We start from the raw sequence: 14361 nt of genomic DNA, 5'->3' as shown, positions 1-14361 counted from the left end.
GTTAGTCCAGCGGCGACGATTCAGCGCGGGGCCGGAGGAACCATGTCGAGGATTGCCAACGACGTCGCGAGCCCGCGTGCGCGCCGGGCCGATCTGCTGCGCCGGCACGGCGACAGCGGAGTCGTGAGCCGGACGCCGGTGAGCGTGCCCGGCCCACGACGGCCGCTGACGCCGGGGCAGTCGAGAGCCTGGTTCCTGCATACCCGGCAACCCGAGGACGCCTCGCTCAATATCGGTGTGGCCTACCGGCTTTCCGGTGCGCTCGAGGTGGCGCGGCTGCGCGCGGCCGTGGCGGCGGTTACCGCCGAGCACGACATCCTGCGCACCAGTTATGGCAGCGGTATCGATGGCGAGCCCTATCAGGTGGTGCGCCAGGAACTTTCGCCCGCCTGGCTCGAACACGATCTGTCCGAGCGGTCGGCGGCCGGGCTCGCCCGCCGGGTCGAGGTGCTGGTGCGGCGCGAACTCGGCCGCCCGTTCGACCTGTCCGCCGACGCACCGCTGCGGCTGACCCTGATCCGCACCGGCATCGACGAATTCGTGCTCGTCCTGGTCGCGCATACGATCGCCTGGGACGACGAATCGCTGAGCGTGTTCACCTCCCAGCTCGAGGCCGCCTACAACGGTGCCGCGCCGACGCATCGCGCGGTCACCCGGTTCGGTGAGGCCGCGGCCCGCCGCGCCGATGACGGCGCCGGCCTCGAATTCTGGCGGCGCACCCTCGACCCACTGCCCGAACTGCTGGAACTTCCCGGCAGTCCGGTGCCCGGCGGCGCGGATACTGCCGCCGAACGCCTCGGTCGTGAGCTGCCCGCCGAGTTGATGTCGCGGGTGCGCGCCTTCGCCGATGCGCGTGGTTCGACCATCGGTGCGGTCCTGTTCGCCGCGTATGCCGCGCTCATCCACCGCTATACGGCCGCGACCGACTTCCTCGTCGCGATGCCGGTGACGCTGCGGGACTCCGCGGCCGCCGCCCGCATCGGCTATTACGGCAATACGGTGCTGCTGCGCGCCACCCCGCGCGCCGATCGCACCTTCACCGATTTCGCCGCCGCGGTCGCCGAACACGTGGCCCATGCCTCGGCGCACAAGCACATCGGCATCGACCGCGTCGTGCACGCCGTCAACCCGGACCGCACCGCCGCCCGCGACGGGCTCGAGCATCTGGTGCGGCTCGGTTTCGGAGTCCGCACCGGCGGCGCGGGTGTGGCGCTCGACGGTGTCACGGTGACCATGCTCGAACTCGGCGGTCCGCGGTTGCCGGTGCCGCTGCGGTGCACCGTCACCCTCGATCCGGCGGCCACGCGCGTCGATATCGAGTACCGGCCGGAGCAGGTGGACGCCGACACCGCGGCACAACTACTCCGCCATTACCTGCAATTGCTCGACAGCGCGCTCACCGATCCCGGGCAATACCTCGGTGAGCTGGACATGTTCGGCGCCGAGGATCGGGCGCGGCTGCTCGAGATCTCGCGCGGTGAGCAGGTCGAGACCGAACCGCAGACGCTGGTGTCGCTGTTCGAGCGGCGGGTGGCGGCCGCACCGGACACCGTGGCCGTCATCGCGTGTGCCGAACGCCCGGCCGACGATCTCGAGCTGACCGGCGCCGCACTGAATCGACGGGCGAACCGATTGGCGCACTGGCTGATCGGCCATGGCATCGGCACCGAGGACGTCGTGGCGCTGCGGATATCGAATTCCGTCGAATTCGTCGTCGCGGTGCTGGCCGTGCTCAAATCCGGCGCCGCGTATCTGCCGATCGATCCGGCCTACCCGCAGGAGCGCATCGACTTCCTGGTCGCCGATGCCCGGCCCCGACTGGTGCTCGGACGGGTCGAGCTGGCGGCCGCCGAGGAATCGGCCATCGCCCATCCCGAACACGATCCCGCCGATACCGACCGGCTCCGGCCGCTGCACCCGCAAAATCTGGCCTACCTCATCTACACCTCCGGCTCGACCGGTACGCCGAAAGGTGTGCCCGTCGCCCATGCCGCAATCGCCGATCATCTGCTCGGATTCAGCGCGCAATGGGGTATGACGGCGCAGGACCGGCTGTTGCAGTCGTCATCGGTGAGTTTCGACGCCTCGCTGCTCGATATCTTCGTCACCCTCACCCTCGGTGCCCGGCTGGTGATTCCGCGTCCGGACGCTTTCCGCGATATCGGCTATATCGCCGATCTGATCAGCCGCCACGGCGTCACGGTGTTGCATATGGTGCCGTCGATGCTGAGCGCATTGCTGTTGCTGCCCGAGGTGAGCCAATGGCGCGCACTGCGCCATGTCCCGGTGGGTGGTGAGGCGCTGCTCGGTGAGGTCGCCGACCGGTTCGCCGGTGTTTTCGACGCCGAGTTGCGCAACCATTACGGACCCACCGAGGCGGTGGTGTCCGCGACGCATATGCCGGTGCGGGGTCCGCAGGGGACGCGGATCGTCCCGGTGGGCGTGCCCAACCGGAATGTGTGCGTCTATCTGTTCGACGAACGGCTGCACCTGGTGCCCGCCGGTGTCGTCGGCGAGATCTACCTCGGCGGCGATCAGTTGGCCCGCGGCTACCTGGATCGGCGTGGACCGACCGCCGAACGTTTCGTGGCCGACCCCTTCCGTCCGGGCAAACGGTTGTACCGGACCGGTGATCTGGCGCGGCGCAACAGCGCGGGTGAACTCGAATTCGTCGGCCGGGCCGACGAACAGGTGAAGGTGCGCGGCTACCGGGTGGAACTGGGCGAGGTGCAGGCCGCGATCGCGGGGCATCCCGGTGTTGCGCACTGCGTGGTCGTTTCCGCCGCCGACCGTGCGCTCGGCACCACCCTGGCCGCATACCTCGTGCCCGCGGGCGATGAACTCGATCTGGAGGATGTGCGTGAGTTCGCGGCCAGGACCCTGCCGGATTTCATGATCCCTTCGGCCTTCGCGCAGGTGGACCGGATTCCGCTGACCGAGCACGGCAAACTGGACAAGCGCGCGCTGCCCGAACCGCGCCGCATCGGCGCCCGGACCCGGCGGGAACCGGCCACCGTCACCGAGGTTCGGCTGGCCGCGCTGTTCGGTGAGATCTTCGGACACGCCGAGGTATGCGCCGACGATTCGTTCTTCGCGCTCGGCGGGCATTCGCTGCTGGCCAACCAGCTGGTGGTGCGTATCCGGGCCGAATTCGGGGTGGAGATCGATGTGCGGGCGCTGTTCGACACCCCGACCGTCGCCGGACTTGCCGCATTGATCGAGTCCCGGCCGGTGACCGTGGGTACGAACGGTCTACCGCCGCTGACGAAACAGCCCCGCCCCGAACGTATTCCGCTCTCGTACACCCAGCAGGCCGAATGGGCGGCGGGTGCGACGGGTGTGGTGCGGGCTGCGGTCCGGCTGACCGGTCCGCTGGACGAGGCCGCGTTGGCCGCCGCGCTCGGTGATGTGATCGATCGGCATGCGGCGCTGCGCACCGTCTTCCCGAGCGATGCCGGTGAGCCCTGCCAGTCGATCCGTCCCGTCGGCGAGATGCGGATTCCCCTCACGTCGGTGGGGGAGGACGCGGTGGCCGAATCCGCCGTGCACGCCTTCGATCCGGCCTCCGGCCCATTGCTGATCGCACGGATATCCCCGCCGGACAACGGCACTCGCGTGCTGTCCCTGGTCGCGCACCGCCTGATCGCCGATGATCGTTCACTGCGTACCGTGCTGTCGGATCTGGCGATCGCCTACCGCTGCCGGGTCGGTACGGGTCGTTCGCCGGAGTGGGCCGTACCGGCGATCGACCATGCCGACTACACGCTGTGGCAGCGCGCGGCGGCCGAATCCGCGGTGACCGGCGACGCACCGTCCGCGGAGCGCGAACTGCCCGCACCGGTTGCCCTCGCCGCCGATCGACCGGACGCGGCGACGTCGTCGGACGCGCACACAGTGACATTCGGCCTGCCGTCCGGTTTGCGCCAGCGGCTCGCAGCGCGGGCGCAGGCCTGCGGTGCTTCGGAATTCATGCTGTATCAGGCGGCGGTCGCGGCTTTGCTGCATGCGCTCGGCGCCGGCGCCGATATCGCCATCGCGGTACCGGTTGCCGGTCGCACCGATTCCGCGGCGGCCGATCTGGTGGGACCGCTGGCGCAGCTGCGGCTGTTGCGTACCGACCTCTCCGGTGAACCGAGTCTGGCCGAGGCGCTCGATCGCATCCGGACCGCGGCGCTGGCGGCCTATCAGGATGCCGATCGCCGATCGCTCACCGGTGACCGGGCACCGCACGCGGTGGTCCGCTGCGAGGACGCGGCCGGGTTCGGCGAAGCGTGGCTCACCGATGACCTGCACATGTCGTGGCTCGCGCCCGAGCCCGTCGCGCCGCCGACCCTGACCTTCGCCTTCACCACCTCCGGCGACGGTGAGGTCGATGCCGGTGTGATCGCCGATGCCGGACGCTACGATCCGGCCACCATCGCCATGTTGGCGCGCTATCTGCTGCATGTGCTCGAACAGTTCGCCGAGGTGCCCGAGCGCGGCGTCGGCGAGGTGCGGTTGATGACCGCGGCCGAGCGGGAGCGAGTGCTCGGCGAATGGTCCACCGGTGTCGAGCCGTCCGATATACGCGGCCTCGCCACTCTGTTCCGGCACGGCCGGGCCGTCCCCGGTATCCGGGTGGCCCTGCGCCACGGTGCGGAGGTCCTCACCTTCGGTGAGCTGTTCCAGCGGCTGGACGACCATGCGCCCGGTGGACATCGCGCGGAAGACTCAGCGGTGGATCGGTTGATCGACGCGCTGGCCGAACTCATGCCACCGGCGCCCGCGCCGATCAGGGTGGGCGCCGATGTCGAACCGACGATCACCGCCCCGGCGCCGATGGTGACGGTCGGTGCGTCGACACTGCCCGCATCCGCCTGCGCGGCTGCCGTGGCCGACCGACGCTGTGTCGCCGCCGATCGCCGCAACACCGGATCCGATCCGGCGCGGCGGCGTCCGGACGTGCGCCTGTTCGCGCTCGATCCCCGTGACCCGCAACTGACCCTCGACCTGCTCGCCGCGTTGACCGACGGCGCGACCCTGGTGCTCGCCACCGCGGCACAGCGCACGGATGCGGCGGCGCTGGCCGAGGTCGTCGCCGAACATGCCGTCACCCAGGTGATCGCCTCGCCACGTCTGCTCGCCGACCTCGCCGCGAGCGATATCGAGCGGCTGCCGACGGTACTTCGCTGGGATGTCGCCGGAACCGATGTGACCCTTGACATTTCCGTGCGGCTGCGGGAGCTGGCGCCGGAATCGGTCGCCACCTTCGCCTACCGGGTGCCCGGATATCTGGGCGCCGCCGCACGTGGCCCACTGCGGGGCACCGGTCTGGCGCGTCCGGTGCCCGGTGCGACGATCCTGCTGCTCGACGAGCGGCTGCGGCCGGTCCCGCCCGGCGTTCCCGGCGATGTCTACGTCGGCGGGATCGCATTGGCCGTGGAGTTCACCGACGGCCCTGTGGCAGGCCGATTCATCGACGATCCGTTCCAGCCCGGATTCCGCTTGCTCCGTACCGGCGACACCGCGAGATGGACCGCCGATGGCCGTCTCGCGTTTGCGGGAGCTTAGCCTTACCTACAATCATCCGAGGTGGTCGGGTTGAACCGCGAGGAGTACAGAATGAAATTGGCACGAACGACAGCGCGGCGCGGTGTGCTCGCGCGGTTGGGCATGGCCGTGATGGCGACGGCGATGGCCGTCTCGGTGGCGGCCTGCGGCTCCGACTCCGGCGGTGAGGGCGGCGAAGGGGTCACTGTCAAGCACGGTCTCGGCGAGACGACCGTCGAAGGCACACCCGAACGTGTGGTCACCATCGGCAACCAGTGGCTCGACGCCACCCTTTCGCTCGGTGTGACGCCCGTCGGCTACGCCGATAACGTCTCGATCCTCGCGGGCGGCAAGAAGGTGCCGTGGGAGCCGGATTCGCTGTCGGAGGCCAAGGTGCTGAAACAGGGCTCCGATCTCGCCGAGCAGATCGCCGCCCTCGAACCCGATCTGATCCTGGTGCCCGCCTTCCTGGTGGATCAGGCGATGTACGACAAGCTCTCCAAGCTCGCGCCGACCATCGGTCCGGTCACCGAGGGCGCGCAGGTCGACCTGTGGACCGATCAGGTGACCACCCTCGGCAAGGTGCTCGACAAACAGGACGAGGCGGCGGCGGTGATCTCCGGCGTCGACACCAAGGTCGGCGATGTGTCGGCGAAATATCCGAACCTGGCCGGTAAGACCTTCCTGACCTGCATGCTGACCGGTCCGTCGCAGCTCATGGTGCTGGCCGACCCCGAGGACGGTTCGGCGAAGCTGTTCTACGATCTGGGCCTGAGCATTCCGCAGAACATCGTGGCCGAGGCGCCGACCGGCGGACGGCTCGCGCTGTCGCCGGAGCGGCTGAGCGATCTGACCTCCGACATCCTGATGTGCGGCGCGATGCCCGAATTCGAGCAGAAGTTCAAGGAACTCCCCGGCTACAACGATCTGCCGTCGGTGAAGTCGGGCGGGATGACCTTCCTCGACACCATGACCATCAGCGCGATCAACACTCCGACCGCACTGTCGGTGCCGTATGTGCTCGAGCAGCTCGACCCGGTCTTCGCCGCGGTCGGCAAGTAGGACGCAATAAGGCTGGGCGCATCCGACATCGGATGCGCCCAGTCGCGTTTATCCTCCCCGATCTCGAGGAGAGAGTGGGAGTCAGCTCCAGGGCACCTTGGCGAAGATCGACCCCAACGCATCGACATTGCGGGAGCAGGGGTTGTCGGCCGGGGTGACCGGCGCCGGGCCGGGGGCCGGTGCGCGCAGAATGACCGTCACCTCGCGGTTGGCGCTGTAAGGGGCGGTGATACTGCAATATTCGGCGGTTTCGCCCTGATGGGGGAGGAAGACCTGGAACGGTCGGCCGAGCTGCTGCATCAGGCGACGCGCAGTGGGGTCGTCAGGATTCTGCGGGAACTGTTCGACGCGCTGGCGGATCCAGAACATCACGCCGATCCGCTCGGCGTCGCCGGTCATCCAGCTACAGCCGTCGGAATCCTCCAGATACTGGCCGGGGGCGATGCCGGGCTGTCGGATCGGTTGAATTCCCGGCACATTGCTGAGCCGATCGGCCACATCCTGCGGAACCAGGCCACATGGATCGAGGCCCTCGAACGCCGCGGGTGCGGGCACGACGGGGCCGTTGGTATGGCTCGGAATGGCGGAGGCCGGGCCCGCGGCAACGCCGATGGCGATCGCTGCCGCGGAGGAAACTGCGAATCCAGTGAACGCCTTGTGAAGCAACGAAATCCCTTCCTGGGCGGCCGGTGGTCGCCGCCGGACCCGCACAGACTACGCCCAACCCGGTTTCGGCGATACCGAACCGGGATCATTGCGTGAATTCGACGCCCTGGTCGGACGGACTTCCTAGTGTAGGCTAACCAAAGTTTACGGCGGTGATCTCGGGGGATGTCGGCCGCGGTCCCCGCGCTCGGTGTGCACTGACCCCGCTCGAATGCTCCGTCGATGCGGTGCCGAGTCGGCCACGTGCCGACATACCGGATGGAGGACGAGCAACAGATGGCGCGCAGAGGTTTCTCCGCGGTGGTACTGAATGCGTTCGGCATCCAGTACCACAACGCGACGGTGCTGAGCACCGAGCAGACGACGCCGCGGATGCGGCGGGTGTGGCTCAGTGCCCCCTCGCTGTTCGACGAGATCGATATCGAACCCACCGCCTGGCTGCGCATCTGGTTCCCCGACCCCGCGGGCTCGGACACCGAATTCCAACGCGGCTACACCATCGCCGAGGCCGATCTGGAATCCGGGCGCTTCGCCATCGATTTCGTCCTGCACGAACCCGCGGGGCCGGCCTCGGCGTGGGCGCAGGCCGTGGCGGGTGGCGAGACCATCGAGGTCGCCTCGTTCGGATCCAAGGGCTTCTCGGTCGTCGAGGAACAGGCCGGATACCTGCTGATCGGCGATTCCGCGTCGATTCCGGCGATCAACTCCATCCTGGCCACCGTGCCGCCGCAGATGGCGGTCGAGGTGTACCTGGAACAGCACCACGACGACGATCTGCTCATCCCGTTGACCGCACACCCCCGTGCGCGGGTGCACTGGGTGCCGCGTACCACCGAGGAGTCGTTGGCCGCCGCGCTGGAGGCGCGCGACTGGTCGGACTGGTACGCGTGGGCGGGCCCGGAATCCAAGGCGCTCAAACACGTCCGCGCCCGGTTCAAGGAATTCGGTTTCCCGAAGAGCGAGGTCTACACCCAGGCCTATTGGATGCACGGCCGCGCCATGGGAAAGCGACGTGAAGCCGCCGACGTCGAGGCCCTCACCCCGGAGTCGGCCACCGAGATCACGACGGTGGTCCCGATCGCCGCCACCGACACCACCGCACCGCACCCCGCGACGTCGGATGCCGCTGCGGCGGAGACCATCGCCCCGGAGACCATTGCGGCGCCGCCCGCGCCCGCCGCGCCCGGCAGCTGGCGTTCGCAGGCCGCGAGCAGGCTGTTCGCCGAAGTGCGCCCGAAGCTCTACGTCGCCGGTGTACTGCAATTGCTCATCACGCTGGTCCAACTCGCGCCGTATGTGCTGCTGGTGGAACTGGCGCGCAATCTGCTCGACGGCAGCGACGAGTCCACCCTGTGGGCGCTCGGCCTGTGGGCGCTGGCGCTGCTCGGACTCGGCGCGCTGCTCGAACTGGCACTGCAACTGTGGTTGCACACCGTCGACGCGCGGTTCAGCCGCGATCTACGCGGGCGGCTACTGGCCAAACTCGCGCGACTGCCGCTGGGCTGGTTCACCGCGCGCAGCTCCGGGCAGATCAACAAGCTGATCACCAATGACACACTCTCGCTGCACTATCTGGTGACGCACGCTGTCATCGACGCGGTGGCCGCGGTCGTCGCGCCGCTGGCTGTGCTCGGCTATCTGCTGTGGGTGGACTGGCGGCTGGGGCTCGTACTGCTGGTGCCGGTGCTCGCCTACGTGTTCATCATGTTCTCGATGGTGGCGCAGTCGCGGTTGAAGATCGGGCAGGCGCAACGCTGGGCCGAGCGGATGAACGGCGAGGCCACCTCCTACCTGGACGGTCAGCCGGTGATCAGGATCTTCGGCGGCGCGGCGGCCTCGCCGTTCCGGCGCAGCCTCGACGACTACATCGCCTTCCTCGACGGCTGGCAGCGGCCCTTCGTCAACAAGAAGGCCGTGATGGACATCGTCACCCGGCCCGTCACCTTCCTGTGGCTGATCCTGCTGGTCGGCACCGCGCTGGTGGCCACCGACCGGCTCGATCCGGTGAATCTGCTGCCGTTCCTGTTCCTCGGCACCACCTTCGGGTCCCGGCTGCTCAGCATCGGCTATGGGCTGTCCGGGCTGCGGGAAGGCCGCCTCGCCGCGCGCAATATCCAACTCACCCTGGACGAAGCCGAACTCGATGTGCGCCCCGACGGCACGGGCGCGGCGGAACCGGCGGGCCGCGTGGTGCTCGACCGGGTGACGTTCGGGTACCGCCCCGGCGTCCCGGTGATCGACGAGGTCTCGCTCACCCTCGAACCCGGCACCGTCACCGCGCTGGTCGGCTCCTCCGGCGCGGGCAAGTCGACGCTGGCCGCGCTGCTGGCCCGTTTCCACGACCTCGGCGGCGGCAGTATCCGCGTGGGCGGCCGCGATATCGCCACGCTCACCCCTGACGAGCTGTATCAGCACGTCGGATTCGTCTTCCAGGACGCGCAACTGGTGCACGGCACGGTGCGGGAGAACATCGCCCTCGCGGTGCCCGACGCCGCCGACGACGCGGTGGAGCAGGCCGCGCGCGACGCTCAGATCCACGAGCGGATCCTGCGCCTGCCGCAGGGCTACGACACGATGCTCGGCGCTGATACCGCGCTGTCGGGCGGTGAACGCCAGCGCCTCACCATCGCACGGGCATTGCTCGCCGACACCCCGGTGCTGATCCTGGACGAGGCCACCGCCTTCGCCGACCCGGAATCGGAATACCTGGTGCAGCAGGCCATCAACCGCCTGACGGTCGGGCGCACCGTGGTGGTGATCGCCCACCGCCTGCGCACCATCACCGCCGCCGACCGCATCGTGGTGCTCGAGGGCGGTCGGGTCGCCGAATCCGGGACGCACCCCGAACTGCTCGCAGCCGACGGCCGCTACCGGCAACTGTGGGAAGCCGGTGCGGTGGCCGCCGATCTGAAGGAGAACGCCCGATGATGCGCACGCTGCTGAGCCTGCTGCCGCCCGAGCGCCGCGGGCGCTTCGGCGGCTACCTCGCGCTGATCATCGTCTCGACCGTGCTGCGCGCGGTCGGCGTGGTGCTGATCGTGCCGCTCGTCGCGGCGCTGTTCGGTGACGATCCCGCCGAGGCCTGGCCGCTGGTCGGTGCGCTGACCGTCGCCGTCGCCGCCGGGTGGATCGTCGACGCCATCGCCTCGCGGGTCGGTTTCGATCTCGGCTTCACCATCCTCGACCACGCTCAGCGCGATGTGTCCGCGCAGGTCGCGCGCATCCCGTTGCGCTGGTTCGACGAGAACAACTCCGCAGCCACCCGTCGCGCCATCGCCAGCACCGGCCCGGATCTGGTGGGCCTGCTCGGCTACCAGGTGACGCCGCTGGTGCAGTCGATTCTGCTGCCGTTCGCGATCGGCATCGGGCTGGTGCCCATCGCCTGGCAGCTCGGCGTCGCCGCGCTGCTGGCCGTTCCGCTGCTGCTCGGCGCGCTGTGGGCGAGTGGTCGGATCAGTCGTCACGCCGACGAGGTGGCCAAGGATTCGAACAGTGCGCTCACCGCGCGCATCCTCGAATTCGCCCGCACCCAGGCCGCTTTGCGCGCCGCCCCCCGGGTCGAGCCCGCGCGCAGCCAGGCCGGTGCGGCACTCGCCGCCCAGCACGGCGCCACCACCCGGCTGCTGCTGTTGAACATTCCAGGCCAGATCCTGTTCAGCGTGGCCAGCCAGATCGCGCTGCTGCTGCTCGCGGGCACCACCGCCTGGCTCGCGGTCAACGACACCATCGGCGTGCCGGAGGCGATCGCGCTCATCGTGGTGGTGGTCCGGTTCCTCGAACCGTTCGGCGCGATGGCCGATCTGGCGCCCGCGCTGGAGACCAGCCGCAGCATTCTGCGCGATATCCGCGCGGTCATCGACGCACCCGAACCCGCCGCGGCGACCGTCGACGAGCCGACGGCCGCCGCGGCGGGAACCTCGGAGGTCGTCCTGCGTGGGGTGTCCTTCGACTATGGGCACGACACCCCACCGGTCCTCGACGGTTTCGATGTCGAGTTCCGTGCCGGTGAGGTCACCGCCGTGGTCGGGCCCTCGGGCTCCGGCAAGAGCACCCTGCTCGCGCTGGTGGCGGGACTGGAGAAGCCGACGGCGGGGCAGGTCCTGGTGGGCGGCGTCGATCGCGGTGCGCTCGATCCAGCCCAGCGCCCGGTGGTGACCAGCATGGTGTTCCAGCAGCCGTACCTGTTCGCCGGCACCATCCGGGAGAACGTGCTCGCGGGCAATCCCGCGGCGAGCGAGGCGGAAGTGGCCTCGGCCCTGCGGTTGTCGCGGGTCGAGGAGTTCGCGAACCGGTTGCCCGAGGGGCTCGACACGCTGGTCGGCGATGCGGGTACCGCGCTGTCCGGTGGTGAACGGCAGCGGGTGTCGATCGCGCGTGCGCTGCTCAAACCGTCGTCGGTGCTGCTCGTCGACGAGGGCACCAGCGCGTTGGACACGGAGAACGAGGCGGCCGTGGTCACCGCGATCACCGATGATCCGCAGCGGCGTACCCGGGTGGTGGTGACCCACCGGCTGTCCACCATCGCGGGCGCCGATCGGGTGCTCTTCCTCGAAGGCGGGCGCATCGTGGAGGACGGCACGGTCGAGCAGTTGCGGGCCGCGCAGGGCAGATTCGCCGAGTTCTGGGCGCATCAGCACGAGGCCGCCGATTGGCGGATCACCTCGGATCCCGCAGCGGTGAACGCCGATTGAGCCGCGGGGACCTGCGCCGCAGGCGGCGGACGGTCCCCTGGACGCGTTTCGGATTTCTCCCGCGGAGCCGCCCCTAGCGATCGGCTGGTTAGTGTAGCCTAAGCTTGCCTGGGGTCCAATTCGAGAGCGGCGGTTGTTTGTCACAGTCGCAGCATGCTTGTCGTGCGGTCGCAATTGGCTATGCTCTGTTGGCGAGTTAGTGCACCCTAATTTTTTAGGGTGCACTAACAGGGCAGTTCTTGATCTGCGAGAGGCGTTCTGATGGTGGTTGCTCGTCCAGAGCTGGGTACGGAGATCGATCTCCGCGCGGAGATCGGATCGGTACTCGGAATCTCGGCCGCCGACGTCGATCCCGGCGCCAACCTCATCGAGCAGGGTCTCGACTCGGTCCGCATGATGCGTCTGGTCGGCCGGTGGCGCAGTCTCGGTTACGACGCCGACCTGGCCCGTTTGGCGGCCGAGCCGACCATCGATGCCTGGGCCGCATTGCTCGGTGACTGCCGGATCGACGACAGCGATGCCACCACCTTCGATTTCGACGACGCGGATCTGGCCGCCGCCTTCCCGCTGGCGACCACCCAGCACGCGTACTGGACCGGACGCTCACGCGATGACGCGCTCGGCGGTGGCGCCGCGCATCTGTACGTCGAATTCGACGGCCCCGCCCTTGACCCGCAGCGCTTCCGTGCGGCGGTGGCGGCGTTGCTGGAGCGTCACCCGATGCTTCGGGTCCGCCCCCTGGACGACGGCACCCAGGTCATCGCGGCCGCCCCGGCCGACTTGGTGGCGGTACACGACCTCAGGGAGAACTCGCCGACCTCGGTGGCCGAGACCCTGGAACAGCGGCGACAGCAGGGCGCTCAGCGCAGTCTGCCGACCGATGACGCCGCCGTACTGCACGCGGAGCTGACCCTGCTGCCCGAAGGGCGCGGGCGGGTCCACCTGGCTGTCGACATGATCGCGGCCGACGCCATGAGCTATCGCGTACTCGTGGACGATCTGGCGCGGCTCTACCTGGGCGAAGACCTGCCGGAGCTCGGCGCCACCTTCCCGGCGCTGTCGGCGCGACGCCGCGCCCGCGAAGCCGATGTGGCCTGGTGGAAGGCGCGGATCGCCGATCTACCCGGCCCGCCCGAACTTCCGGTGAATGCGACCGGCGCCGATGCGGCCCCCGCGACGCTTCGCCTGCATCATCTGATCGACGCCGCCGACCGGCAGCGGCTCGAAGACGGCGCCCGCAAGCGCGGCGTGACACCCGCGGCCGCGATGGCCGCCGCGTTCGCCGAGGCCGTCGGTGCCTTCTCCGCCAGTAGGCGATTCCATCTGACCGTGCCGCTGCACGACCGGGACGCGGTGCACTCCGGCGTCGACGAGGTGGTCGGCGCGTTCACCTCGACCATCGTCGTTGACGTCGACCTCGCCGAGGAGCAAGCCCTGGCCGAGCGGGCCAGCGGTATGCGCATCGCGATGCACGAGGCGGCGGGCCGCGGTATCGCCGGTGGCCTCGATGTGCTGCGCGAACTCGGCGAACCGGTGGTGTCACCGGTGGTGTTCACCAGCGCGCTCGGGCTCGGTGAACTGTTCTCGCCGGTGGTGGCCGAGGTGCTCGGCGAACCGTCCTGGATCGTCTCGCAGGGCCCGCAGATGCTGCTCGACGCGAAGGTCGTCGAGGTATCGGGCGGATTGCTGGTGAACTGGGGCGTACGCACCCCCGATCTAGCGCCGAAGACCGCGCGGTCGATGTTCGACTACTACGTCCGCCTGCTCGATCTGCTGATCGCCGGCGAATGGGACAGCCCGGCACCCGGCCCGCAGAACGTGGCAGCGCCGGTGTACCACTTCGAATCCCGGCCGATGGATATCGAGCGTGACGCCGTGGTCGCCCACGGTTGGCTCAACCATCCGAAGTCGGCGTACTGGGGCATGCTCGACAGCAGTGTCGACGATGTGAAGGAACTGATCCGGGAGGCGGGCACCGATCCCGATCCGCGCTTCGGCATGCGCATCGGCTATTTCGAGGGCCAACCGCAGTTCCTGTTCGAGCTGTACAACCCCGCGACGAGCGATCTGGCCGAACCCGGCACCGGGTACGAGCACCAGCCGGGCGATATCGGCATGCATCTGCTGGTCGCGAGCGCCGATCGCAGGCTGCCCGCATTCACCGGGAACGTGATGCTGCACATCATGCGGACCGCGTTCTTCGAACTCGGTGCCGAGCGTGTGGTGGTCGAACCGGATGTGCGCAATCTGGATGTGCAGGCGCTCAACGCCGCGGTCGGATTCGTGGTCGCCGGTGATTATCCGGTGGCGGACAAGGTGGCTCGGCTCAGCTACTGCACGCGGGCGAGTTTCATCCGCGTGACGGACAACGGGCGGTCGCTGGCAGCCGTCGATCAGCGTTCCAATCTCTGAG

6 protein-coding genes are annotated in these 14361 nt (G+C 69.0%); 5 read left to right on the top strand and 1 reads right to left on the bottom strand.

What is annotated here, in order from left to right; translation table 11 throughout:
* The first annotated feature begins 42 nt into the window (after positions 1 to 42).
* Together QH168_RS09150 and QH168_RS09145 are read left to right on the top strand one after the other, a co-directional pair.
* Positions 43 to 5550: a non-ribosomal peptide synthetase gene (locus QH168_RS09150; protein ID WP_280234094.1), complete on the top strand. Its 5508-nt coding sequence runs from the start codon at positions 43 to 45 to the stop codon at positions 5548 to 5550.
* A gap of 51 nt (positions 5551 to 5601) precedes the next feature.
* The gene (locus tag QH168_RS09145; RefSeq protein WP_280234093.1) at positions 5602 to 6591 is read left to right on the top strand and encodes an ABC transporter substrate-binding protein; all 990 of its coding nucleotides are present in this window, start codon (positions 5602 to 5604) and stop codon (positions 6589 to 6591) included.
* A gap of 81 nt (positions 6592 to 6672) precedes the next feature.
* Here the strand turns inward: QH168_RS09145 and QH168_RS09140 are convergent, their stop codons facing one another.
* Entirely contained in the window at positions 6673 to 7146 is a 474-nt protein-coding gene (locus QH168_RS09140) for a hypothetical protein (RefSeq protein ID WP_280234092.1), read from the bottom strand.
* A gap of 387 nt (positions 7147 to 7533) precedes the next feature.
* Between QH168_RS09140 and QH168_RS09135 the strand changes: the two genes are divergently transcribed.
* The 3 genes from QH168_RS09135 to QH168_RS09125 all read left to right on the top strand — a co-directional run bounded on the left by QH168_RS09135 (position 7534) and on the right by QH168_RS09125 (position 14360).
* Complete coding sequence (locus QH168_RS09135) at positions 7534 to 10185, top strand: ABC transporter ATP-binding protein/permease (RefSeq protein ID WP_280234091.1); 2652 nt, start codon at positions 7534 to 7536, stop codon at positions 10183 to 10185.
* Positions 10182 to 11948 (top strand): ABC transporter ATP-binding protein, encoded by a 1767-nt coding sequence (locus QH168_RS09130; RefSeq protein WP_280234090.1) that lies wholly within the window; start codon positions 10182 to 10184, stop codon positions 11946 to 11948. The genes QH168_RS09135 and QH168_RS09130 overlap by 4 nt, the downstream gene beginning before the upstream one ends.
* Positions 11949 to 12209: 261 nt before the next feature.
* Positions 12210 to 14360, top strand: coding sequence for a GNAT family N-acetyltransferase (locus QH168_RS09125; protein ID WP_280234089.1), 2151 nt, complete (start codon positions 12210 to 12212; stop codon positions 14358 to 14360).
* Position 14361 lies beyond the last annotated feature (1 nt).

The organism is Nocardia cyriacigeorgica (assembly GCF_029868385.1).
GTDB lineage: Bacteria > Actinomycetota > Actinomycetes > Mycobacteriales > Mycobacteriaceae > Nocardia > Nocardia cyriacigeorgica_F.
This window is presented reverse-complemented; position numbering and strand designations above follow the sequence as displayed.

Excerpts from the sequence above, each read along its gene's own strand:
- QH168_RS09150 (WP_280234094.1), top strand. The coding sequence starts at position 43 with ATGTCGAGGATTGCCAACGACGTCGCGAGCCCGCGTGCGCGCCGGGCC.
- QH168_RS09135 (WP_280234091.1), top strand. The coding sequence starts at position 7,534 with ATGGCGCGCAGAGGTTTCTCCGCGGTGGTACTGAATGCGTTCGGCATC.
- QH168_RS09145 (WP_280234093.1), top strand. The coding sequence starts at position 5,602 with ATGAAATTGGCACGAACGACAGCGCGGCGCGGTGTGCTCGCGCGGTTG.
- QH168_RS09130 (WP_280234090.1), top strand. The coding sequence starts at position 10,182 with ATGATGCGCACGCTGCTGAGCCTGCTGCCGCCCGAGCGCCGCGGGCGC.
- QH168_RS09125 (WP_280234089.1), top strand. The coding sequence starts at position 12,210 with ATGGTGGTTGCTCGTCCAGAGCTGGGTACGGAGATCGATCTCCGCGCG.